Below are 20,745 nucleotides of genomic sequence, written 5' to 3' on the forward strand. Positions count from 1 at the left end.
TCACTGATCCATGAATTGACGAAACGGCAACTTGGCAGTCACTTCTAATATGGTAGCAACGTCACGAATCTGCTGTGCTTTTACAATCGGTGCACGACCGTTCACTTGTTTCATCCATTCCGTATATTCATTACGACCGATATATTGGGTCGATCGAACACTTGGAACGTTATCAAAATATCCATTTGTCGCAATGACGACTTTTTGTAGTACGCCCGCATAATGCGGTAGAACTTGACGAATCAGTTCCTCTGTCCGTGTCAATGCAATCAGCGGGTTCACTACACGGGTATTTTCCCCTTTCAGCGGTTGATGAACCCATGTCTTCTCTTTCGATATGTGATAGATGCTTCGATCGCCTTCAAGCCATTCTACGATATAAAGGTGCGTCGGTCCGACGATGACATGACTCAATTCAACCATCGCACCATTCCATTCGATGACCGGTCGATACAAGAAAAAGTGTCGTTCGTTCCAATCGGTGCGCATCACACGATAAGCGAAGTCACGAATAAACGCCAGATGCGGTAAATCTGTCTCAAGCACCCCTTCGCAAGCGAATTGAAGCTTTTGGATATGCCGGCGCTCTCGTAACAACTTTTGATATTGTGATTCAGAGAGCGGCTTCGGCTCCAATTCGATTCGTTCCGTCTTCGCCCAAAACTTCCACCACGGTCGTTCAATTTCGAGCACTTCGACCGGGTTTAAGCGATTGTTTTCATGAAGGCGCTGTAGACGTGCCGTATCGGATTCCACATATTCCAAATAACGATTATATTGATCTAATACATCACGTTCATATTTTGAGATTACGTCAAAAATTTTAACCGGGATTGCCATATATCCTCCTCTGGCCGTCTTAGCGGAAATACGTCTACTGCTCGGTAAGCAGGTGTATGAGTCGGCTGTACTTCATATAAAATTAATTCTTCTACTGATTCCGTCGCGTGAAATTCAGGGGGGACGTATGGGACACGCTCCCCTTCGCCCCATTTTTTAGCGAGCGTCACGTGAGGGACAAACGACTTCCGGTCCAATCTTGGAATCACATCAACTAGTTCATGGCGGAGGGTATGCGCCAACCGTTGAAGGGGTTCGGAGTCATCCGGAACGATGGTCAAAACGCGGGGCCGATCTGGTCGCCCAAAATGGTCGATGGCTCGAAACTCCAACGTGAATGGTAATGTTTTCTCACAAATTCTACGCGTGATTTCTTTTACTTCGTCTAATTCATCCCCATCCACGCTTCCTAAAAATTGCACTGTCATATGGAACTCTTCCGGTCGATAGATTCTTCGATACGAATAATAAGGTAAGATGGTTTGCTGTACGTCAACCAATTCAGTCGCTTCAATGGGAATCGCAATAAAGTAATGCGTACTCATCTCATTCATCCTTTCAGGGTGCGACGTGACATTTCGATCCAAATCAACGCTCCTAGTGCCGTGACGATGGTATACATCCAAAACACGCCTAAAATATCGTCAAGTTCAATGATTTTACCACTCAGCATATTAAATCCAGCTGTCGCAAGCCCGGACGTCAATGCCATATATACCCCGATGGCCGTCGAGGAAACTTGCCGATCGACGAGCGTCCGAACGAATTGAAGTGCGACGGGAATCAAAAGTCCAACGACGAGACCTTGTGCAATCGCAAGGAGCCACACAACCCAAATCGGTGGTTCTAACGCAAGTACCCCGTTCCGAACTGCCGAAATGATAGCCGCCCCGACAAGAACGCTGACGTTTCCATAGCGTTCAACCAATTGGGACGCCACTTTCATAAACGGGATTTCAAATAACACTGCCACGAGGAATAGCGTTCCGACCAACGTCGTCGAGCCACCGCTGTTTGTCACGTAAAGGCCGAAATAATAGTTATTCGCATAAATCGGTCCGAAGACGAGCATCCCACCACATAAGAAGAACACAAAGCGTTTGTTCCAAACAGCCGTCCATGAGAGCGGCGCCAACGTCACATCGCGAATCGAACTTTTCTCAGGAATCATTCGAACAAATACGCTGCCAAGTATTAGTAAAACAGCGCTCAACACGAATGTACTAGCTAGTCCCCACGTGCTATCAGATATTCGTCCCATTGCAAAGACGGCAATGGCAAATCCCGCTGAGCCATAGAGTCGAATTGCACCGTAATCAACTTTCGAACGCGTCGTATAGTCGAGTGTCATCATGTCCACAAGCGGGATGTGAGCACATTGGAAAACGGACCAAATCACCATAAGTATGACAATCCAAATGTAAGAGGTCGCCACTAAAAACGTGAGAGAAATGAGTGCGGCGCTCAGCATCGCCAAAATCAACCAGGCACGGACTCTCCCCGTCCGGTCGGTCAACATCCCCCACAATGGTTGCACGCCGATGGATAGAATCGGTAAGATGGCCACCACAATCCCGACTTGGCTAGGTGTCAACCCAAACTTAGTTTGTGAAAAGTATAAGGTCATATAAGGGATCAATGCCCCTTGCGCGAAGAATATCGCGACGTATACAGACTGAAACAATCTTTTTTGCGAATCCAATGATAACTTCCTTCCTAAAGGACAGAGAGCCGACTATACCAGCCAGCTCTCCTTGTTTCTTATTTAGCGAGCTCGTAAATGGCCTCAGCATAGATTGCCGCGGCACGTAATAAATCTTCTATCTCCATATATTCATCGACCTGATGCGCCACATCTTTAGCACCTGGGAACAATGCGCCAAATGCGACACCTGCCTCGAGCGAACGTGCATACGTTCCGCCTCCGATGGCCATCAAGTTTGCATGTTCTCCCGTTTGACGCTCGTACACGCCTGCTAGTGTCTTCACGAGTGGGTGATCTTCTGCCACATGATGAGGCGGCATATGTTGACGGGTCTTCAACTCGAACCCAAATGACAAAGCGATTTCACGTAGGTTTTGTAACCGTTCTTCGAATTTGGCCGTATACGGATAGCGAATGTTGACCGTCGCCGTACGCTCTTCTTCATTGTATCGGAAGACACCGCCATTAATCGTCAAGTCGCCCGTCTCATCGCTCGCTTCAATCCCAAGCGAAATCCCACGAGAATCGGCGAATACGTGACGAACGAATTCAACATAGCGCTCGCCTTGAATATCAAGTGGAAGATGTAACAAGAATCCAGCGAGGACGTAGGCCGCGTTGACCCCGTTATCCGGTTCCATCGCGTGCGCCGCTTTTCCTTTCATCGTAAACGTATATGTGCCACGGTCGTATTCACACGTTCCGTCCGCTTCATATTTTTCGAGATAGGCCTCGAACTTCTCCTCGAGTACCTCATCCGTCTTCAATTCGGCTTTCGCGAAGTCCGGCACCATATTCGGACGCTCCCCACTCGTGAATGACACGAGATGGTAGGCAGAACCTGGTACACGTTGAATCGGTAATTGAGTCAACACACCATCATACAACCCTTTTTCAGCATTGATGATCGGGAAATCCGCATCTGGCGCAAATCCATACGTCGGCATTTGTTCTTGTTTGAAATACTCGCGGACACAGCGCCATTCGCTCTCTTCATCGCAACCTGCAATCAAACGGACCCGCTTTGAAAGTGGTAGCCCGAGCTCTTTGACAATTCGTAGCCCGTAGTATGCAGCCATAGATGGCCCTTTATCATCGTTACTTCCGCGTGCCACAATTTTCCCATCAGTCGTGATGGTCGGGTTGAACGCGCCATACGTCCATCCCTCCCCTGCTGGGACGACGTCAAGGTGACATAGGATGCCGACGATTTCCTCCCCGTCTCCATATTCCAAATGTCCCGCATAACCTCCGACGTCTTTTGTTTTAAATCCATCTCGCTCACCGATTTCAAACATGTAGTCAAGCGCTTGACGAACCTCCGGACCAAACGGCATGTTCGGCGCAGCTTTCGATTCATCGAGTACGCTAGGGATTTGAAGTAACCCTTTCAAATCTTCTAAAAATGCGTCTTTACGATTGTCGACTTCCTGTCTCCAATTCATGTTCATCTCCCCTTTTGCGAATGTTCTCTCCCTTACTAGTATATCCAAATGTATGAAAGACGAACATTCATTTAGAAAAGTTTTTTTCGTTCGTGTTTCAGCTTCTTTTCAATGTAAAAATATAATCTTCATTCGATATTTACGTTCATAATCAAATCTTTACAAACAGATTGTTCGTGCTTTCCACTTGCATTTTTGCTCAAGAGCGGTATACTAAAGGTGTAATTTTAGAAAATAACAATTTTATATTTCATTTTGTCGTCTGTAGGTATGGTTTATCATTATTCTACACATTGGGAGGTTATCCAATGAAAGGCTCAACAGATCGGATGTTAACTCGCATCAAGTCCATTTATTTGTTCATCAATGAAAGGGAATCCGTTACCACTTCAGAACTAGTAGAAGAGTTCGGCATCACGTCACGTACCGTGCAACGTGATTTGAACGTACTTGAGTACAATAACCTTGTGGAGAGCCCTAGCCGTGGCACGTGGACTTCATCAAAACGTTCACTCAAGACGGCAAACTGAATTGTATATGTATATTCAAGAGACCTGGCGTTCAGGTCTCTTTTTTCATCTCATAAAAAAGAACCTGCCCATCAGACAGATTCTCTCATCTTCTTATGATTGAAGAAACAGTTGAACTTCTTCTTCCGTCAACTCACGATATGCCCCGAGCTCAAGCGTCTCATCGAGTTCTAACTTTCCGATTTGAACACGCTCCAATCGTTCGACATGTTTGCCGACCGCCGCGACCATTCTTTTCACTTGGTGATATTTCCCCTCAGACAACGTGAGGCGAATGACCGACCGACGTCCGCTCTTGCTCAGTATTTCAAGACGGGCCGGCTTCGTCGTATATCCGTCCTCTAACTCGACCCCATTCGCGAACGTCTTGATATCCTCTACTGTCATCTCCCCGTCGACCTCGGCGATATATACTTTGTCGACGTGCTTGCGAGGTGACATGAGCGCATGATTGAACGCGCCATCGTTCGTGATGAGGAGCAGTCCCGTCGTATCCTTATCGAGACGACCGACCGGGAAGAGGTCATAATGGGCATACTCTGGATCAATCAACTCGATGACTGTCGTCTCGACTTGATCTTCAGTCGCACTGATGACCCCTTCCGGCTTGTTCATCATGAAATAGATGTAGGGACGATACTCAACCACTTCCCCGAACACCGTGACTTTCTCTGATGCTGGGTCGACGTGCCGTTTCGCATCTTTTACAGGTGTCTCATCGACTCGCACTGCCCCTTGTTTCAATAAGATTTTTACATCTTTTCGTGAACCATATCCCATGTTCGATAGCAATTTATCAATTCGCATTATCCGTTCCTCCGATATTCAAAGCGTTTCCCTAGTAATTTCCCTGCGAGATGGCTCCGCCACCCGAGGTATCCATATACGAGAACGCCGATTGTCACTCCCACGATTGTCGCAAAAATGTCGTTCCCCCAACTCGCCTCATCATTCATTGTAACGAGAAGAGAGAGGAAGACGGCAGCGAACATCGCCCCACCCATCAAGAACATCAAGATGGTGCGACGAAGCAGTTGCTTATACGGGAAGTGGAGCGTTCGTTGAATCATCCATACCATGAGAATAATGGCCACGATGTATCCAGCGATGGTCGCGTACCCGGCTCCGATTCCGCCGAGCCAATAGACGAGCGGTACGTTCAATGCAAGTTTCGTCAACAGTCCCATCGATGTGGCAAAGATGGTGAAGTACTGACGGTTGATCCCTTGGAGGATCGCAGCCGCGACCGAGTAATAGGCCAAGAAGAATGCACTTGGTGCGTAGTGGAACAAGTATACCCATCCTTCACGGTCACCCGGGAACAAGGTGCCAAACAATGGCTCCGCAAGTGCTACGAGACCAATGACCGCAGGAATCGTTACGAAGAACGAGACTTGGAAAATATGGTTTACTTGATTTCGAACTTTTTGCATGTCCCCCGTCGTGAACGAACGAGTCACAAGCGGGATCGTCGCCATCGATACACTCGCCGCGACAGAGACTGGAATCAACACAATTTTATGGGCGTTCCCGGTCAAAAAGCCATACGCCGACGTTGCTTCAGAAACGGTCGCACCCGTACTGAGCAACGTATTGACCATCGTCAATTGGTCAATCAATTGATAGAGAGGGGTCGATACCCCGACCATCACGATTGGAATCGAATAGCTAAGCAATTCAAGCAATAACGATTTCATCGAGCGAACCGGTGTGCCCGCTGGATTCTCTGTCTGACGATGAATGTCCTTCCGACGCTTCCAATACATGATGAGCACGGCGAAACTACCGATTGCCCCGATGAACGCACTGAACGTCGCAATCGTGACCGCGATGACTTTCAATCCGTTCAATTCAGTCGTTTCAACGGATTGCGTCCCTCCGAGGGCATTGGCAATCGGTTGAATGAAGTTTGAATCCGCAAAGACGAACAAGACGAGCATCGTTCCACTGAGGAGGAACAGGATGCGTACAATCTGTTCGACCACTTGTGAGATTGCCGTCGGTGCCATGTCTTGATGTCCCTGGAAATAACCACGTACCATACTCATCGCCGGGATGAGCAGTAAGGCAAAACTGACGCTTCGTGTCACGAGGGTGAGCGAGTCAATGTATTGCTGATTGTTCTCTGAGTTTCGGACCATCAGTTCGGATAACCATGGTGCCGCAAAAAAGAGTAATAAAAAAGCGACGACACCGGTCGCAAGCATCAGCTTCATCCCTTGTCGGAACAGTCGTTGACTTGTCCCGTATTCTCCTAGTGCATTATATTTTGCGATAAATTTCGAAACGGCAACGGGAATCCCTGCCGTCGAAATGGAGATCATGATCGCATAATACGTATATGCTGCTTGATATAATGTCACTCCGGCAATCCCGACCATCGCTTGGAACGGGAACGTGTACAGTAGTCCTAACATTCGGGAAATCAAGTTTCCCGCTGATAAAAGAAGCGTTCCTTTGACGAAGGAGGCTCTTCCAGAATCTTGTTTGGCGCTTGATGACATGAGGTACCTCCATCTATAAATCAACGATTTCAATGAATTCGGTTTTACAAAACAACCGCTTCTCATTATACTCTTACTGTTACGGATAATAAAGTTACGATAATTTTACTAATCATATAGATGAAGAAATGAGGAGATACCCTATGAAAGATGTCATCGTCATCGGTGGAGGGCCGAGCGGGCTCATGGCAACGTATGCAGCGGCAAAAAGTGGCGCTTCGACCTTGCTGATTGATAAAGGTTCAAAACTTGGTCGGAAATTGGCCATTTCAGGTGGAGGACGTTGTAACGTCACGAACCGAAAGCCAATCGATGAGTTGATTCAGTTCATCCCAGGCAATGGTCGTTTCTTATACAGCGCCCTTGCTCAGTTCGACAATCAATCGATTATCGACCTCTTCACTGGATTCGGGATTCCGCTGAAAGAAGAGGATAATGGGCGCATGTTCCCTGTGACGGATAAGGCACAGGATGTGGTCAACACGTTGCTTCGGGCGATTGAAGACCTCGGCGTCGAGATTCGAAAAAAGGCTGAAGTCAAAACGCTACATTTTAATGAAGAAAACGAGTTTCATGCGGTCGAGTTGATGGACGGTGAGATGCTCGAGGCAAAAGCTTGCGTCGTCGCGGTCGGCGGTCAGTCTGTCCCGCACACCGGTTCGACCGGGGACGGCTATCCATGGGCAGAGAAGGCCGGACATACCATCACGGAACTCTTCCCGACAGAGGTGCCCATCAAATTGAACGATTCGTTCATCGGAACGAAACAACTTCAAGGATTATCGTTACGGGACGTCGCATTGACGGTACACGGCAAAAAAGGAAAGTCCATCAAGACGCACCAAGGCGACATGATCTTTACCCATTTCGGGATCTCTGGTCCAATCGCACTCCGTTGCAGTCAATATACGATCAAAGAACGGAAGCGCAGCAAAGAACAGGTCGTCCTCTTGTCACTCGACTTCTTCCCGGACACGTCACGAGATGCGCTCGTTCAGGAACTGTGGAACCAAGTACAGAGCCAACCGAAGCGTGCCGTTAAAAACGTATGGAAAGGCTACATCCCTGAGCGACTTCTTGACTTATTGCTCGAAGAACTCGCATTTGGAGAAGAAGATGCGAGTCAGTTGAAAAAGCAATCCGTCATTGATTTCGCAACACGTTTGAAAATGTTCGAGATGCACGCCGTCGGGACACTCGACTTTGATAAAGCTTTCGTCACAGGTGGCGGCGTTTCGGTTAAAGAAGTTGCACCACAGACGATGATGTCAAAGAAGGCACCAGGTCTCTTCTTTGCAGGTGAAGTACTCGACATTCATGGATACACAGGTGGCTACAACATCACGGCCGCCTTCACAACGGGACATTGCGCCGGATCGCATGCAGCCGAACTGGCGACAGGGCGGTAAAAGGTTCGGTCAAACGCATCGTCTGCGTTCTATCGTAATCACTAACAATCAAAAGGCTTGATCCTGTCTCATTCAGGGTCAAGCCTTTTAACATTCTTTTCAACTTAATTTTCCAATTCCATCACATCTCGATACTTGTATTTTTCTAAAATCTCATGATCTTCTTTGAAGGTCCATTCGGGAATCGACAGTTCTGGGTGCGCCGTCAAATAGTCATGGAGCACATCCCTCCCTAGAATATAGTTACTCCAACGTGGCATATCTTTTTGATAATTACCGACTACAAAATCGGTGAAGGACGTTTCATAATCATTCACTCGACTCGCAATATGTTTCATGGTCGCTTCATCAACGTCTACATACCACGGTGGCGTTACCCCTTTGACAATGCGGTCGGCAAACGCATCCGCTTTCCCTTCAATAATCACTGACTCGAAAATCGAACTCAGATTATATTCGTTTTGATCACGAAGAATCAGATGATGGTATTCATGAGCCGTCGAATGGGCTAACACACCTTTGTCAAAATCTGTATCAAGAAACAAGATGAAGGTGTCTTTATACGCTTGGGCGCCTACCCCTTCAATCGGTCCACTATCGTAGAAGAATTCAGGATTATACGGTGCGATAAACACCATGCCCTTCTTTTTAGGGAGAATTTGATTTGAATCTGCATATGTCGATGCAATTATCTCTTTAATCTCGTCATGCTGCTCGATTAATTTGTCTAACTGCTTCAGCAATTGTTGCTTATGAGGAGTCGGCTTTAGTGAAAAGCTCGTTTTTAATATAGATGTATCGATCTTTTCTTCCTCTCCGACTTCCCCTATGTAATCCAATACATATTTTTTGAAGTTTTGTTTATTTTCCTCCGCATCGGTTGTTTCAAGGGATGCGTTCAAATATTGTTGGTATTGGGTATAGAGTGGGACGATTGTCAATTTATTCTCTTCATTGATTTCTATCGTTTCGATTGAAACGTCAGGCTCTGATTTTTTAGATTCTAACTCTTTTTCATCCTCACTACACGCTGCTAACAGAAGTGCTGAACTACAACATAGAATACCGAATAGCTTTTTCAGTTAAATGACCTCCATATCAATGATCAATATCCCTCATTCGCTTACTTATGTTAAATTATACCATTAATTACTCCCATAACCTTTCCAATCCCATCTAATATCAGCATGTCATCACGACCATCACAACAAAAAACGACTCGAACCCACTCTAATGAGGGCTCAAGCCGTTTATGGTTATTCTTTCCCTGCGATTTGACGACGCACTTCTTTTTCGAGCTCCGGCTCGGGCGGCATCCATCCTTCAGGTTTCATGACTTTATTGTCTGACTCGCGTAAGATCGGCTTCCCGTCCGGTCCAAGTTTCGCCATATTGGCGCGCTGGACGATTTCAAACAACGGAACGGGGTCGAGCCCGAGTTCAACGAAACTGCCCATCACAAAGTATAACGCATCCGTCAATGCATCCCCTTGTCCGACGAGGCGTTCCACATCATCCGACGGAGGTGCGTCTTGCAACGATTTTTGAACCGCCTTTTGGAATCCTACTTGGAATTGCTCGATGGCTTGTAAAAACTCTTCTTCCGATTCCGATGATTGATGCAAAAACTCGACGACCGCTTCCTCTGCCGTCCACACCGATCGTTTTGTCGCACGATCAAGCGTCAACGGTTGCGGCGATTTCGCTCCTGGATGTCCAAATGTCTCGTGGAATTGTTTCACTTCTTCAAAAAAGTAACGTTTGCTCATCTGTCATTCCCCCATGATCAGTCCACAGATACGAAGGCATCTAAATCGAATACTTCCGGGTGGACGATTGCAAAGATTTCATTGTCTTGTAAAAACATACCGGTCGAATCATACACACGAGGCGTCACCATCTGACCGTTGATGGTCCCTTCTTCTGGGTTGACCGTATAGAGAACGAGCTCCTCAGAGTCGAGCACGTAGACGCGTCCTTGCCTCTCGACTAGCCCAACTCCTTCGAACCGTTCGAATTTTTGCTGGATGGAAGCACTCATCCCGTCAGCAGATAACGCTTGTCGTGAATCAAGCATCCATTCGGTCTCGGGCTCTTGTTTCTCTTCTTCCGCTTCTTGTTCGTTCGACTCATTGTCAGGCGAGTCTTCAGTTGCAGCCGTTTCGCTCGAGACATCGTCATTCGTCGAGACGTTTTCTATCGTTGAATCTTCCGATGATTCTTCTGTTTCTTGAGTATTCGTGTCAGCGTCAGTCGATGTTTCTGATGATTTGTCATCGGCCGGAGTCTCCGGTTCGATCTCCCGTTCTTCGACATAAAGGAGCTCAAGGTCCGGGGTATCCGCCAATCGGTTCATCATGAACAGCCGTTTCGTTTCCCGGTCATACCCAAGACCAAAGATTCGGTCTTCCGACACGAGTCCTTTGATTTGTTTACGTGGCCGCTCGACCCAGCGTCCTTCTTCTCGCTCGATTGTAATGAGCGTACCGTTCGCTGTCACCGCATACACAAGATTTTCTTCGACCATGCGCATCCCGATAAAATCATCGAGGCGCTGTTTCCCTGGATTCTCAAGTTGAAGCACAGAGTTGACGCGCGTCCCGTTTCCGCTCACTTCAAAAAATTCAGCTTGTTCGGTTAAGACCAAATACGCCCCGATCGTGTCACTGTAATACACTTCATCGATTTGACTGATTTGTTCGAGGGCATCGGTCGTATCGATATCTTCATCATCCTGCGCAGCTTCCACGGGTGGAAGTGAGGCCGTTTGATGACTCGTTTGAATATCAATTTTTTCAAATGTCGAGGCGACCTGTCGTTGAATCTCTTCATCTGAAAAGACAAAAACATAACAAAGGATCACACCGACCACGACAGCACATAATGTCGTGTATAGCACATAAGAACGTTTCATGGACATGTCGTCCCCTTCTACTTCAGTATCGCCCTTTAGTGTATCAAAACCGTCCATAAAAGAAAATGACCTCACTAAAAAGAAAAGAATGTGCGACAATGTCACACATTCTTTTTGTTAGCCAACTACAATATTGACGAGTTTTCCAGGAACGACAATGACTTTACGAACCGTCTTGCCTTCTGTGAACTCTTGGACACGCTCGTTCCCGAGTGCTTCCGCCTCAAGTGCTTCTTTTGATGCGTCACGCGAGACGTGCATTTTCGCACGGAGTTTCCCGTTCACCTGGATGACGACTTCAATCGTGTCGCTTACAAGTTTTGACTCATCGTATGTCGGCCAAGCCGCATACGTCAACTCTTCCGTCATGCCCATCTTCTCCCACAACTCTTCAGACAAGTGTGGCGCGACTGGTGAAAGCATCTTGATGAAGTCGACCATTTGTGATTTCGGTAACGTCTCTTGTTTGTTCGCTTCATTTACGAAGACCATCAACTGCGAGATTGCCGTGTTGAAGCGAAGGGCTTCATAATCCTCCGTAACTTTTTTCACCGTCTGATGATACGTGCGTTCAAAGTCGGCAGTTGGTGCCACGTCTGCGAAGTTCGTCTGATCGAACAAACGCCAGACGCGGTCGAGGAAGCGACGTGCCCCGTCAAGACCATTCGTCGACCATGCGATGGCCGCATCAAGTGGTCCCATGAACATTTCGTAAAGGCGGAGTGTATCGGCTCCGTGCGACTTCACGATATCATCCGGGTTGACAACGTTCCCACGAGATTTCGACATCTTCTCGTTGTTCTCACCGAGGATCATCCCTTGGTTGTAGAGTTTTTGGAACGGTTCGCTCGTCGGAACGACACCGATATCAAAGAGGACTTTATGCCAGAAACGTGCATAGAGCAAGTGAAGAACGGCATGCTCCGTACCCCCGATATACAAGTCGACTGGAAGCCAACGCTTGAGTTTCTCAGGATCCGCAATCATCTCTTCGTTATCTGGATCGATGTAACGGATGTAGTACCAGCAGCTACCTGCCCATTGTGGCATCGTGTTCGTCTCGCGACGACCTTTTTCCCCTGTGACCGGATCTGTATACGTCAACCACTCTTCTGCGTTCGCAAGTGGCGACTCACCTGTACCAGATGGTTTGATTTCATCGATGATCGGAAGTTCGAGCGGAAGTTCTTCGACCGGTACCGTCTTCATCGTTCCGTCTTCCATATGGACGACCGGAATCGGCTCGCCCCAGTAACGTTGACGGCTGAACAACCAGTCACGAAGACGGTATGTCGTCTTCGCACGCCCTGTGCCACTAGCTTCGAGCTCTTCAATGATCGTCTTGATGGCATCGACTTTATTAAGTCCGTTCAAGCTACCAGAGTTGACGTGCTCACCGTCTTCAACGTAAGCCGCCTCTTCCACGTTTCCACCTTTGACGACTTCACGAATCGGGAGGTCGAACGTTTTCGCAAACTCATAATCGCGCTCATCGTGTCCAGGAACAGCCATGACTGCACCTGTCCCATATGTCGAGAGAACGTAGTCCGCTGTCCAAATCGGAAGTTTCTCGCCGTTCACCGGGTTGATCGCATAAGCGCCCGTGAAGACACCTGTCTTCTCTTTGGCAAGGTCTGTACGCTCGAGGTCCGTCTTCTTCGAGACTTCCTCAATGTATGCTTCGACTGCCGTCGATTGTTCCGGTGTCGTGACCACTTTCGTGAACGGATGCTCTGGTGCGAGTGTCACGTATGTCGCCCCGTGAAGTGTATCTGGACGTGTTGTGAATACTGTGACGATCTTATCATGACCGTCGACCTTAAAGTCGACCTCGGCACCGACCGATTTGCCGATCCAGTTGCGTTGCATCTCTTTCACGCTCTCAGGCCAATCGAGACCTTCCAAGTCTTCAAGCAAACGCTCTGCGTATTCTGTGATACGAAGCACCCACTGCTTCATCGGGACACGGTAGACAGGGTGATTCCCACGCTCTGACAAGCCATCGATGACTTCCTCGTTCGCAAGGACCGTACCGAGAGCCGGGCACCAGTTGACCGCAACTTCATCGACGTATGCGAGGCCACGTTCGAAGAGTTGCGTGAAGATCCACTGCGTCCATTTATAGTATTTCGGGTCCGTCGTGCTAATTTCACGGTCCCAATCGTATGAGAATCCGAGTTCTTTCAACTGACGGCGGAACGTCTCGATGTTGCGCGCTGTGAATTCACGCGGGTCGTTCCCTGTGTCGAGTGCATATTGCTCGGCAGGAAGACCGAATGCATCCCAGCCAATCGGATGAAGAACGTTATATCCTTGCATCCGTTTCATACGAGCGATGATATCCGTCGCCGTATAACCTTCCGGGTGACCGACGTGAAGACCTGCACCGGATGGGTACGGGAACATATCAAGGACATAGAAACAATCCTTCTCCGGGTCTTCTGTCGTTTTAAATGCTTCTTTCTCTTCCCAACGCTTTTGCCACTTCGGCTCGATTTCTTGATGTTTAAAATAGCTCAACATTCTTCCTCCTCTGCATAATAAAAAGCCTTCCGTCCCCGAAAATGGGACGAAAGGCTTGAAAGCTCTCCGCGGTACCACCCATGTTGCATTGCTGCCACTTGAGACGCCGGTAACGAGGCGTAACCCCGGTTTTCCCTACTCGTTTCAGGAAAACAGCTCCAAGGCGAGTTCACAACATCCGCTTATCGATTCACACCATCCATCGACTCTCTTTGAAACGGAACGTTCGCTACTAGTCCTCTTCAACGCTTGCTATTCATCGTAGTCTATTTTAGCCCATTCTGAAATTCAACGTCAACTTGATTTTTCTGTGACACGAATGTCTTTCATGATGACAAATAGCGTTAAGGCCAACGTAGCAAGTAGTAGAAGCATGCCGAAGACTGCTGTAATGCCGAACATGTCATAGACAAAACCAGACAACGTCGGTCCAATCATTCGACCGACGGATGCTGCGATATTGACGAGCCCTTGGTATTGCCCAGCTTTCCCAGGTGGGGCAAGTTTCGCCGCAATCGTCGGAACAGCCGGCCAGACAAACATCTCCCCGATGGTCATGACAACCATCGCGACCATGAACATCCCGAATCCACCAGCGAATGGGACAATCAAGAACGCACCGAGGAAGATGGATGCCCCGATGATCAATTGACGTTTTAAGTCGTCCTCAAACTGTCGTAAGACGCGGTTGAGCAACGGTTGTGCGAAGACAATCATCGCCCCGTTCACTGTCCAAAGGAGTGAGTATTGACTGATTGTGACGCCGAGATCTTTCGAGTGAACCGCAATCGTCCCCTGCCATTGAACATACACGAACCAAAGCACCGCATAACCGACGGCGACATACCACATCGATTTCATCGTCGCACTCGATAGTGTCGTGGCTGCCGCTTCTAGTTGCGACTGAACGACAGGACGTGCCGGATTTTTCAAATAACGCAGTCCAAACAAGAGCACTACGACAAATAAGACCGATAAGAAGAAGTTCGCATAAAAAATCCACTCGATGTTAAATCGAGCGATTTGACCACTCATTGCCGTACCGAGGGCGACCCCCACGTTTTGCGCGACGTAAATCGCATTGAACGAACGGCGTCCCCCTTCTGGCCAAATGAGACCCGCAAACGCATATACGGTCGGAAAGACGAGTCCACCTGAAAGACCGATCAATCCGAGCCATACGAGATAGCCGAAGAACGTGGCATGAAACAGTAAAAATCCAAGCGAGCTCGCGAGCAAGAGACCGACAGAAATCATCAACGTCGTCTTCCCACCGATTCGATCGAATAGCGTCCCTCCGATGTAGTTCCCGACAATCGCGAGTGCCGAGTTCACAAGAAGCGCCACCCCAGCAAGCGTCATCGACTCACCTAAAAAATCATGAATATACAGTGTGTTAAATGGCCATAAAAAAGACGCCGCCGTTGTATTGAGCGCCATCGCAATGACTAAAATCCATACCGAAATTGGCATTTTATTGTTCACACCAAGTCCTCCTTTCATTCTTCTTTCACATTAAAAAAATCGGCACAAAAAGGCCGAATCGACAAGATTTCCTTATCAAACCTAAACGAACGCCAACGAAGTGTCAAGAAAAATTACTTATTATGAAGTTTTGTCATTTTCCGTTTGTGATAGGATGAGCAAGGAAGGAGAGATGAACATGAATCCATTCGGTCAAAATCGCTACCATACACTAAATGAGGCGTATCGCCGAGAGTACGGGGGCAAGGTGTTTAAAGTGCCACTCGATGGTGGCTTCACGTGCCCGAACCGTGACGGACGTGTCTCAAAAGGCGGATGCACCTTCTGTTCGGACGATGGAAGTGGTGATTTCGCGGGAAATGCTTGCGATCCGATTCCCATTCAATTTGCAGAAGTGAAGGCTCGTCTCCACCGGAAGTGGAAAAATGCCAATTATATTGCTTATTTCCAAGCGTTTAGTAATACGTATGCACCAGTCGAGCGGTTACGTGAATTGTATGAACCGGCACTAAATGAGGATGGGGTCGTCGGTCTCTCGATTGCGACACGTCCTGACTGCTTGCCGGACGACGTCGTCGCCTATTTAGCAGAGTTGAATGAACGGACTTCCCTTTGGGTAGAGCTTGGTCTTCAGACCGTACACGACACCACCGCTAAAAAGATCAATCGCGGGCACGACTATCAATCGTTTTTGACCGGTCTTGCGAAACTTCGCCGTCACAACATTCGTGTCTGCGTTCATATCATCAATGGCCTCCCAGGTGAGACACCAGAGATGATGCTCGACACGGCACGAGAAGTTGCTAAAATGGACATACAAGGAATCAAGATCCATTTACTTCACGTCTTGAAACACACACCGCTCGCCCGTCAATATGAGAAAGGACTGCTCGACTTGATGGAGGAAGACACATACGTCTCCCTCGTCTGTGATCAACTCGAACGGATTCCCCCCGAGGTGATCGTCCATCGTTTGACAGGAGACGGTCCTCCCGACCTCTTGATCGGTCCGCTATGGAGCCGTCACAAGATGCAGGTGCTAAACAAGATTCGTGCGGAATTGGAGCGCCGGGATTCTTTTCAAGGAAAAAAGAAGGATGAGATGTATGGGATTAATGAGAGTACTACCTTTTGCAAAACAATTACTACATGACCATCTCGAGGAAGGTCAGGTCGCCATCGATATGACGGCCGGGAACGGACACGATACGTTGTTCTTAGCGAATGCTGTAGGCGAGACAGGACATGTCTATGCTTTTGATATCCAATCAGAAGCTGTAGCAGCCACAAAGGCGCGGGTTGAAGAAGCGGATGTCAGTGAACGTGTGACCGTGATTCATGATAGTCACGATACGGTCCAAGCGGTCGTTGAAAAGGAAGCGCGTCCGATCACCGCGGCCGTCTTCAACTTAGGGTATTTACCGGGAAGTGATAAATCGATCACGACACACGGAAATACGACGATTGCCGCATTATCCCAACTATTAGACGTCATGGCCGTCGGTGGCGTCATCGTCATCGTGATTTACCACGGACATGAAAGTGGGAAAGTCGAACGAGACGAGGTGCTTCATTATGTAGAGTCCCTCGATCAAAAACAGGCGGGTGTCCTGCGTTATGGATTTATCAACCAAGTCAATCATCCCCCATTCATCGTGGCGATTGAAAAACGTGCATAAGAAAAAGGCGGCTCACTAGAGTCGCCTTCTGTCATTCTTGAATCAATTCATAAAACGTCATGAGGGTTTCCGCGAATTTCGTGTTCAATCGTTCGTACCCGAAGTGTGGGAATCCTTCCAATCGACGGATATACACTTGATCCCCACCGATTTTCCGACAAACATTCAACGTCAACTTCACGTCCGCGAACTGGTCGTCTGGTGCATAGAAACAGGCGAGCGGAAGGCGTGGCAGATGCTTCTTCTCTTCCTGATGCTCGACGATTTCCTCTTCGATCTCCCGATATTGCGCATATGTGATTTCTCCGAATCGGGACGACTCGTCTCCGCCGCCAGTAAATGTCATCATCCCGAGTGGCAAGTCAGGACGAAAACGGTCGACAGCACTTGCGACGACTTGTTTCAACCCACCGATTTGACGAGTGGCATGCCAATCAAACAATGGGGAGATATATGTGAGACTCCCGAGTGGCACATCGTACTCCTGTAAAAGGCGATTCGTTAAGAGTGCGCCAAGGCTGAATGCCACGACATGAATCGGTAATTTATATTCTCCTGCCTCGCGCAATGCTCGCTTGATCAGTTGCTTATGGTCACCCGCCGTCAATCCAATCGATTGTTCGCGGACGACGATGACTTCATACTCGTCTTCGAGCCGTCGAATAAAGTTCTCGCTGATCCGTGACGTGAATTGTAACGGATACACGATGACGATGACTCCTTTTCGTACTTCTTCATTTGCCATACAGCCGTCACCTCGTTTATAGACTACATTCATTGTATCAAAAAAACATCAGCCGCAACTGATGTTTAAATAAAATCCGTCTGGAGGCTTAGCTCGGGTCATATCGTAAATGGATGAGTTCCATCGGGCGATCATACACCTCTTCCTGGATGCGATTCACTTCTTTGAAAGATTGATGCAAGAGGAAGGCGATTGCTTGCTCATTCGAATTCTCAACGTACACTTCCATCGGCTGTTCTTTTTTCGATTGAAGGTGGGCCAAAAAGGCTGCGCCGTAGCCGTTTCGATGATAATCGGGGTGCAGATAGAGGCGGAGCATCTCCCACATGTCACCGCGATCGATGGCATGACAAAATCCGATGACATCTTCTTCATATTCGCCAACGATAAAATACTGTTCTCGTGCTTCTTCACTTGAACTGATTGCTCGTACAATCTCTTCTTGCCGATATGCGCGTTCCATCGCTCTCGTTCGATTGGAATCATCCTGTGATATGGTCGCCAGCGCGATGTTCCGAATCAGCGTCGCATCTTCTGGCACTGCTTCCCTCATGTTCATGACAGCTTCCCCCTTTTGGCCAATCTATTTGTATCATTCCCTATCCCGGTGTTTTTATCCTGCTCCTTCATTTCTTTTTCATGACGATTCATCAGAAAACGTTACGTAGACATTGCTCTAGGGTATAACACAACCAATGCCAATCAAACGAAGGAGTGGAACCACATGGAACCTAGACAAGAACATGACCCGAAAGTAGAACAGACAGCAAACCCGAACCGCCAATTCGATCAATTGGACGGGGGAAGTCCAAAAATCAGTGTCGTGACCGGGATGTTGCTCGGTGCACTCGTCGGTGGTCTACTCGCCTTACTTAGCTCCTCGAACCGGGAGCAGACAAAGCAATCCCTCTCGAATGCGAAATCGTCGGTCGGGGGCATCGTCAACGAAGTGAAACAAGATCCTGCCGGAAAGGCGTCTCAAGTCATTGAACAAGTGAAGTCGGCCTCGACAAAGATTCAAGAAGTCTCTACAGATGTCCAAAACGTATACGAAAAAGTCGTCGGGGAAGTCGATACCGTGAAAGAGGACGTCACTAAAATCGTCGAGACGGCTCAAGAGGCCAAGTCGGACTTACAGGACATCGGGGAGAAAGTCGTCGAAGCGAAGGATACGGCGCTTGGACAAGATCCGACAACCGATTCTTCATCCGATTCGAACAAACAGGTACCACCGACAGCATAAAAAAACGACCTTTCCTCGGAAAGGTCGTTTTTGATGATTACGCGAAACGTTTCGCGCCTTCTTCAAGAATGGCTGCTTTATCTGTTTGCTCCCATGGGAGTTCGATGTCTGTACGACCGAAGTGACCGTAAGCTGCCGTTTGTTTGTAGATTGGGCGACGAAGGTCAAGCATCTTGATGATGCCTGCTGGACGGAGATCGAAGTTCTCGCGAACGAGTTCAACGAGTTCCGTTTCGCTCAATTTACCTGTGCCGAACGTATCGACAGCGATTGATACTGGGTGTGCAACACCGATTGCGTATGCAAGTTGAACTTCTGCTTTATCAGCAAGTCCTGCTGCAACGATGTTTTTCGCTACATAGCGGGCTGCGTATGCCGCTGAACGGTCAACTTTTGTAGGATCTTTACCAGAGAATGCACCGCCACCGTGACGAGCGTATCCACCGTACGTATCGACGATGATCTTACGTCCAGTCAAACCTGCGTCCCCTTGTGGTCCACCGATTACGAAGCGACCAGTCGGGTTGATGAAGTATTTTGTTTCAGCATCGATGAGTTCAGCCGGAATGACTGCCTCGATGACATGTTTTTTCAAGTCTTCTTGAATTTGCTCAAGCGTGATTTCTTCAGCGTGTTGTGTCGAAATAACAATCGTATCGATGCGAACAGGGTTGTTGTCCTCATCATACTCGACCGTTACTTGCGTCTTCCCGTCCGGACGAAGGTACTCGAGCGTACCGTTCTTACGCACTTCAGCAAGACGACGTGACAACTTGTGTGCCAACGAGATTGGAAGCGGCATGAGCTCAGGTGTCTCGTTTGTCGCATATCCGAACATAAGACCTTGGTCTCCTGCACCGATTGCATCGAGTTCCTCTTCAGTCATCTGACCTTCACGTGCTTCAAGCGCCTGGTCAACACCTTGCGCGATGTCTACCGATTGCTCATCGATTGACGTCAAGACCGCACACGTTTCAGCATCAAAGCCATATTTCGCACGCGTGTATCCGATTTCGCGGATTGTTTCACGGACAACTTTCGGGATATCCACGTAAGTTGACGTTGTGATTTCACCAGCTACGAGTACAAGACCTGTTGTGACAGACGTTTCTGCCGCAACACGGGCATTCGGGTCTTCCGCTAAAATGGCATCCAAGATGGAGTCAGAGATCTGATCACAAATTTTGTCTGGATGTCCTTCAGTAACCGACTCTGAAGTAAAAAGTCGACGGTTCAATTTTGACATTCAAAAAACCTCCTATAATAAGGGTATTATGTGGACGGTACTCGTTCCCCTTACGCGTTGCTTTGGGACGGTAATGAAAAAAACCTCCCCCGATGACATACATGGGGAAAGGTTGAATCGTTCTTCCTTACCCTCTTATCGTTCGAAGCTAATGGCTTCGCTTCAGGATAGCACCTTTTCCGCACAAGACTTCATGTCGGACGGTTGCTGGGCTTCGTAGGGCCTTGTTCCCTCCACCGCTCAGAATAAGAGTATCCGTTACGAAAACCATCATATAAATGACACTCGATTATGTCAAGGGAATCGGACGAATTCGTAAAAGTTTTCACAGACTTGCAAAACATTTCTGTTTGTGAATCGTCAAACATTTTTTTATTTCGTTTCTTTTTTTTAACACCTTGTGATAAGAGAATGTGATAAAATGACTTTGTAAGAAAGCGCTTACTTAGAGAGAAGAAACGCTTGTGTTTAATTAGT

Annotated in this window: 19 protein-coding genes, 1 riboswitch and 1 other annotated feature; of the genes, 5 read left to right on the forward strand and 14 right to left on the reverse strand. The window is 48.0% G+C overall.

Going from position 1 to position 20,745, the window contains the following annotated elements; translation table 11 throughout:
• Genes OKS35_RS06305 through pepV form a run of 4 tightly spaced genes read right to left on the reverse strand, consistent with a single transcriptional unit; the run spans position 1 to position 3,990 of the window.
• Positions 1-840 carry an NERD domain-containing protein gene (locus OKS35_RS06305; protein WP_264092666.1) on the reverse strand — a complete coding sequence of 280 codons (840 nt, stop codon included), beginning with the start codon at positions 838-840 and terminating at the stop codon, positions 1-3.
• Positions 810-1,385, reverse strand: coding sequence for an RNA 2',3'-cyclic phosphodiesterase (thpR, locus tag OKS35_RS06310; protein WP_159562557.1), 576 nt, complete (start codon positions 1,383-1,385; stop codon positions 810-812). Before thpR ends, OKS35_RS06305 begins: the two co-directional genes overlap by 31 nt.
• A 5-nt stretch (positions 1,386-1,390) precedes the next feature.
• On the reverse strand, positions 1,391-2,542 hold the full coding sequence (locus tag OKS35_RS06315; protein ID WP_264092667.1) for an MFS transporter: 1,152 nt from the start codon (positions 2,540-2,542) through the stop codon (positions 1,391-1,393).
• Positions 2,543-2,601: 59 nt separating this feature from the next.
• On the reverse strand, positions 2,602-3,990 hold the full coding sequence (pepV, locus tag OKS35_RS06320) for a dipeptidase PepV (RefSeq protein WP_196430932.1): 1,389 nt from the start codon (positions 3,988-3,990) through the stop codon (positions 2,602-2,604).
• A gap of 308 nt (positions 3,991-4,298) precedes the next feature.
• Here pepV and OKS35_RS06325 point away from each other — a divergent pair, with 308 nt between their 5' ends.
• On the forward strand, positions 4,299-4,520 hold the full coding sequence (locus OKS35_RS06325) for a DeoR family transcriptional regulator (RefSeq protein WP_012726776.1): 222 nt from the start codon (positions 4,299-4,301) through the stop codon (positions 4,518-4,520).
• Positions 4,521-4,613: 93 nt separating this feature from the next.
• Here OKS35_RS06325 and OKS35_RS06330 read toward each other — a convergent pair whose 3' ends face one another.
• Positions 4,614-5,327 carry a pseudouridine synthase gene (locus OKS35_RS06330; RefSeq protein WP_078147222.1) on the reverse strand — a complete coding sequence of 238 codons (714 nt, stop codon included), beginning with the start codon at positions 5,325-5,327 and terminating at the stop codon, positions 4,614-4,616.
• Positions 5,327-7,024: a polysaccharide biosynthesis protein gene (locus OKS35_RS06335; protein ID WP_074036450.1), complete on the reverse strand. Its 1,698-nt coding sequence runs from the start codon at positions 7,022-7,024 to the stop codon at positions 5,327-5,329. The genes OKS35_RS06330 and OKS35_RS06335 overlap by 1 nt, the downstream gene beginning before the upstream one ends.
• 143 nt (positions 7,025-7,167) lie before the next feature.
• Between OKS35_RS06335 and OKS35_RS06340 the strand changes: the two genes are divergently transcribed.
• On the forward strand, positions 7,168-8,433 hold the full coding sequence (locus OKS35_RS06340; protein WP_264092668.1) for an NAD(P)/FAD-dependent oxidoreductase: 1,266 nt from the start codon (positions 7,168-7,170) through the stop codon (positions 8,431-8,433).
• Between the two features lie 104 nt (positions 8,434-8,537).
• On the opposite strand, the gene OKS35_RS06345 is transcribed toward OKS35_RS06340, so the two are convergent.
• The 5 genes from OKS35_RS06345 to OKS35_RS06365 form a co-directional block, all read right to left on the reverse strand.
• Positions 8,538-9,374 carry a DUF2268 domain-containing protein gene (locus tag OKS35_RS06345; RefSeq protein ID WP_264092669.1) on the reverse strand — a complete coding sequence of 279 codons (837 nt, stop codon included), beginning with the start codon at positions 9,372-9,374 and terminating at the stop codon, positions 8,538-8,540.
• A 315-nt stretch (positions 9,375-9,689) separates the two neighbouring features.
• Entirely contained in the window at positions 9,690-10,202 is a 513-nt protein-coding gene (locus tag OKS35_RS06350) for a hypothetical protein (protein WP_214816178.1), read from the reverse strand.
• Between the two features lie 17 nt (positions 10,203-10,219).
• Entirely contained in the window at positions 10,220-11,347 is a 1,128-nt protein-coding gene (locus OKS35_RS06355) for a hypothetical protein (RefSeq protein ID WP_264092670.1), read from the reverse strand.
• A 117-nt stretch (positions 11,348-11,464) separates the two neighbouring features.
• Positions 11,465-13,870 carry a leucine--tRNA ligase gene (gene leuS, locus OKS35_RS06360; RefSeq protein ID WP_264092671.1) on the reverse strand — a complete coding sequence of 802 codons (2,406 nt, stop codon included), beginning with the start codon at positions 13,868-13,870 and terminating at the stop codon, positions 11,465-11,467.
• A 39-nt stretch (positions 13,871-13,909) separates the two neighbouring features.
• Positions 13,910-14,125, reverse strand: a binding site (T-box leader).
• Between the two features lie 39 nt (positions 14,126-14,164).
• Positions 14,165-15,355 carry an MDR family MFS transporter gene (locus OKS35_RS06365; protein WP_236548930.1) on the reverse strand — a complete coding sequence of 397 codons (1,191 nt, stop codon included), beginning with the start codon at positions 15,353-15,355 and terminating at the stop codon, positions 14,165-14,167.
• 178 nt (positions 15,356-15,533) lie between these two features.
• Between OKS35_RS06365 and OKS35_RS06370 the strand changes: the two genes are divergently transcribed.
• Together OKS35_RS06370 and OKS35_RS06375 are read left to right on the forward strand one after the other, a co-directional pair.
• Positions 15,534-16,508 carry a TIGR01212 family radical SAM protein gene (locus tag OKS35_RS06370; RefSeq protein WP_264092672.1) on the forward strand — a complete coding sequence of 325 codons (975 nt, stop codon included), beginning with the start codon at positions 15,534-15,536 and terminating at the stop codon, positions 16,506-16,508.
• On the forward strand, positions 16,462-17,034 hold the full coding sequence (locus OKS35_RS06375) for a class I SAM-dependent methyltransferase (RefSeq protein ID WP_074036434.1): 573 nt from the start codon (positions 16,462-16,464) through the stop codon (positions 17,032-17,034). The genes OKS35_RS06370 and OKS35_RS06375 overlap by 47 nt, the downstream gene beginning before the upstream one ends.
• Positions 17,035-17,065: 31 nt before the next feature.
• Here the strand turns inward: OKS35_RS06375 and OKS35_RS06380 are convergent, their stop codons facing one another.
• Positions 17,066-17,779: an alpha/beta hydrolase gene (locus OKS35_RS06380; RefSeq protein WP_074036433.1), complete on the reverse strand. Its 714-nt coding sequence runs from the start codon at positions 17,777-17,779 to the stop codon at positions 17,066-17,068.
• Between the two features lie 88 nt (positions 17,780-17,867).
• Positions 17,868-18,338, reverse strand: coding sequence for a GNAT family N-acetyltransferase (locus OKS35_RS06385; RefSeq protein ID WP_159562569.1), 471 nt, complete (start codon positions 18,336-18,338; stop codon positions 17,868-17,870).
• Between the two features lie 165 nt (positions 18,339-18,503).
• Between OKS35_RS06385 and OKS35_RS06390 the strand changes: the two genes are divergently transcribed.
• Positions 18,504-19,022 carry a hypothetical protein gene (locus OKS35_RS06390; protein WP_196430939.1) on the forward strand — a complete coding sequence of 173 codons (519 nt, stop codon included), beginning with the start codon at positions 18,504-18,506 and terminating at the stop codon, positions 19,020-19,022.
• 37 nt (positions 19,023-19,059) lie between these two features.
• On the opposite strand, the gene metK is transcribed toward OKS35_RS06390, so the two are convergent.
• Positions 19,060-20,268 carry a methionine adenosyltransferase gene (metK, locus tag OKS35_RS06395; protein ID WP_012726792.1) on the reverse strand — a complete coding sequence of 403 codons (1,209 nt, stop codon included), beginning with the start codon at positions 20,266-20,268 and terminating at the stop codon, positions 19,060-19,062.
• A 132-nt stretch (positions 20,269-20,400) separates the two neighbouring features.
• Positions 20,401-20,520: riboswitch (SAM riboswitch) on the reverse strand.
• Positions 20,521-20,745: the final 225 nt, after the last annotated feature.

The organism is Exiguobacterium sp. N5 (assembly GCF_025842465.1).
GTDB lineage: Bacteria > Bacillota > Bacilli > Exiguobacteriales > Exiguobacteriaceae > Exiguobacterium > Exiguobacterium profundum.

Bases quoted from the DNA above. Each gene is read 5' to 3' on its own strand.
- OKS35_RS06305 (WP_264092666.1), bottom strand. From the start codon at position 840: ATGGCAATCCCGGTTAAAATTTTTGACGTAATCTCAAAATATGAACGT.
- thpR (WP_159562557.1), bottom strand. From the start codon at position 1,385: ATGAGTACGCATTACTTTATTGCGATTCCCATTGAAGCGACTGAATTG.
- pepV (WP_196430932.1), bottom strand. From the start codon at position 3,990: ATGAATTGGAGACAGGAAGTCGACAATCGTAAAGACGCATTTTTAGAA.
- OKS35_RS06325 (WP_012726776.1), top strand. From the start codon at position 4,299: ATGAAAGGCTCAACAGATCGGATGTTAACTCGCATCAAGTCCATTTAT.
- OKS35_RS06330 (WP_078147222.1), bottom strand. From the start codon at position 5,327: ATGCGAATTGATAAATTGCTATCGAACATGGGATATGGTTCACGAAAA.
- OKS35_RS06335 (WP_074036450.1), bottom strand. From the start codon at position 7,024: ATGTCATCAAGCGCCAAACAAGATTCTGGAAGAGCCTCCTTCGTCAAA.
- OKS35_RS06340 (WP_264092668.1), top strand. From the start codon at position 7,168: ATGAAAGATGTCATCGTCATCGGTGGAGGGCCGAGCGGGCTCATGGCA.
- OKS35_RS06350 (WP_214816178.1), bottom strand. From the start codon at position 10,202: ATGAGCAAACGTTACTTTTTTGAAGAAGTGAAACAATTCCACGAGACA.
- OKS35_RS06355 (WP_264092670.1), bottom strand. From the start codon at position 11,347: ATGAAACGTTCTTATGTGCTATACACGACATTATGTGCTGTCGTGGTC.
- leuS (WP_264092671.1), bottom strand. From the start codon at position 13,870: ATGTTGAGCTATTTTAAACATCAAGAAATCGAGCCGAAGTGGCAAAAG.
- OKS35_RS06370 (WP_264092672.1), top strand. From the start codon at position 15,534: ATGAATCCATTCGGTCAAAATCGCTACCATACACTAAATGAGGCGTAT.
- OKS35_RS06375 (WP_074036434.1), top strand. From the start codon at position 16,462: ATGGGATTAATGAGAGTACTACCTTTTGCAAAACAATTACTACATGAC.
- OKS35_RS06380 (WP_074036433.1), bottom strand. From the start codon at position 17,779: ATGGCAAATGAAGAAGTACGAAAAGGAGTCATCGTCATCGTGTATCCG.
- OKS35_RS06385 (WP_159562569.1), bottom strand. From the start codon at position 18,338: ATGAACATGAGGGAAGCAGTGCCAGAAGATGCGACGCTGATTCGGAAC.
- OKS35_RS06390 (WP_196430939.1), top strand. From the start codon at position 18,504: ATGGAACCTAGACAAGAACATGACCCGAAAGTAGAACAGACAGCAAAC.
- metK (WP_012726792.1), bottom strand. From the start codon at position 20,268: ATGTCAAAATTGAACCGTCGACTTTTTACTTCAGAGTCGGTTACTGAA.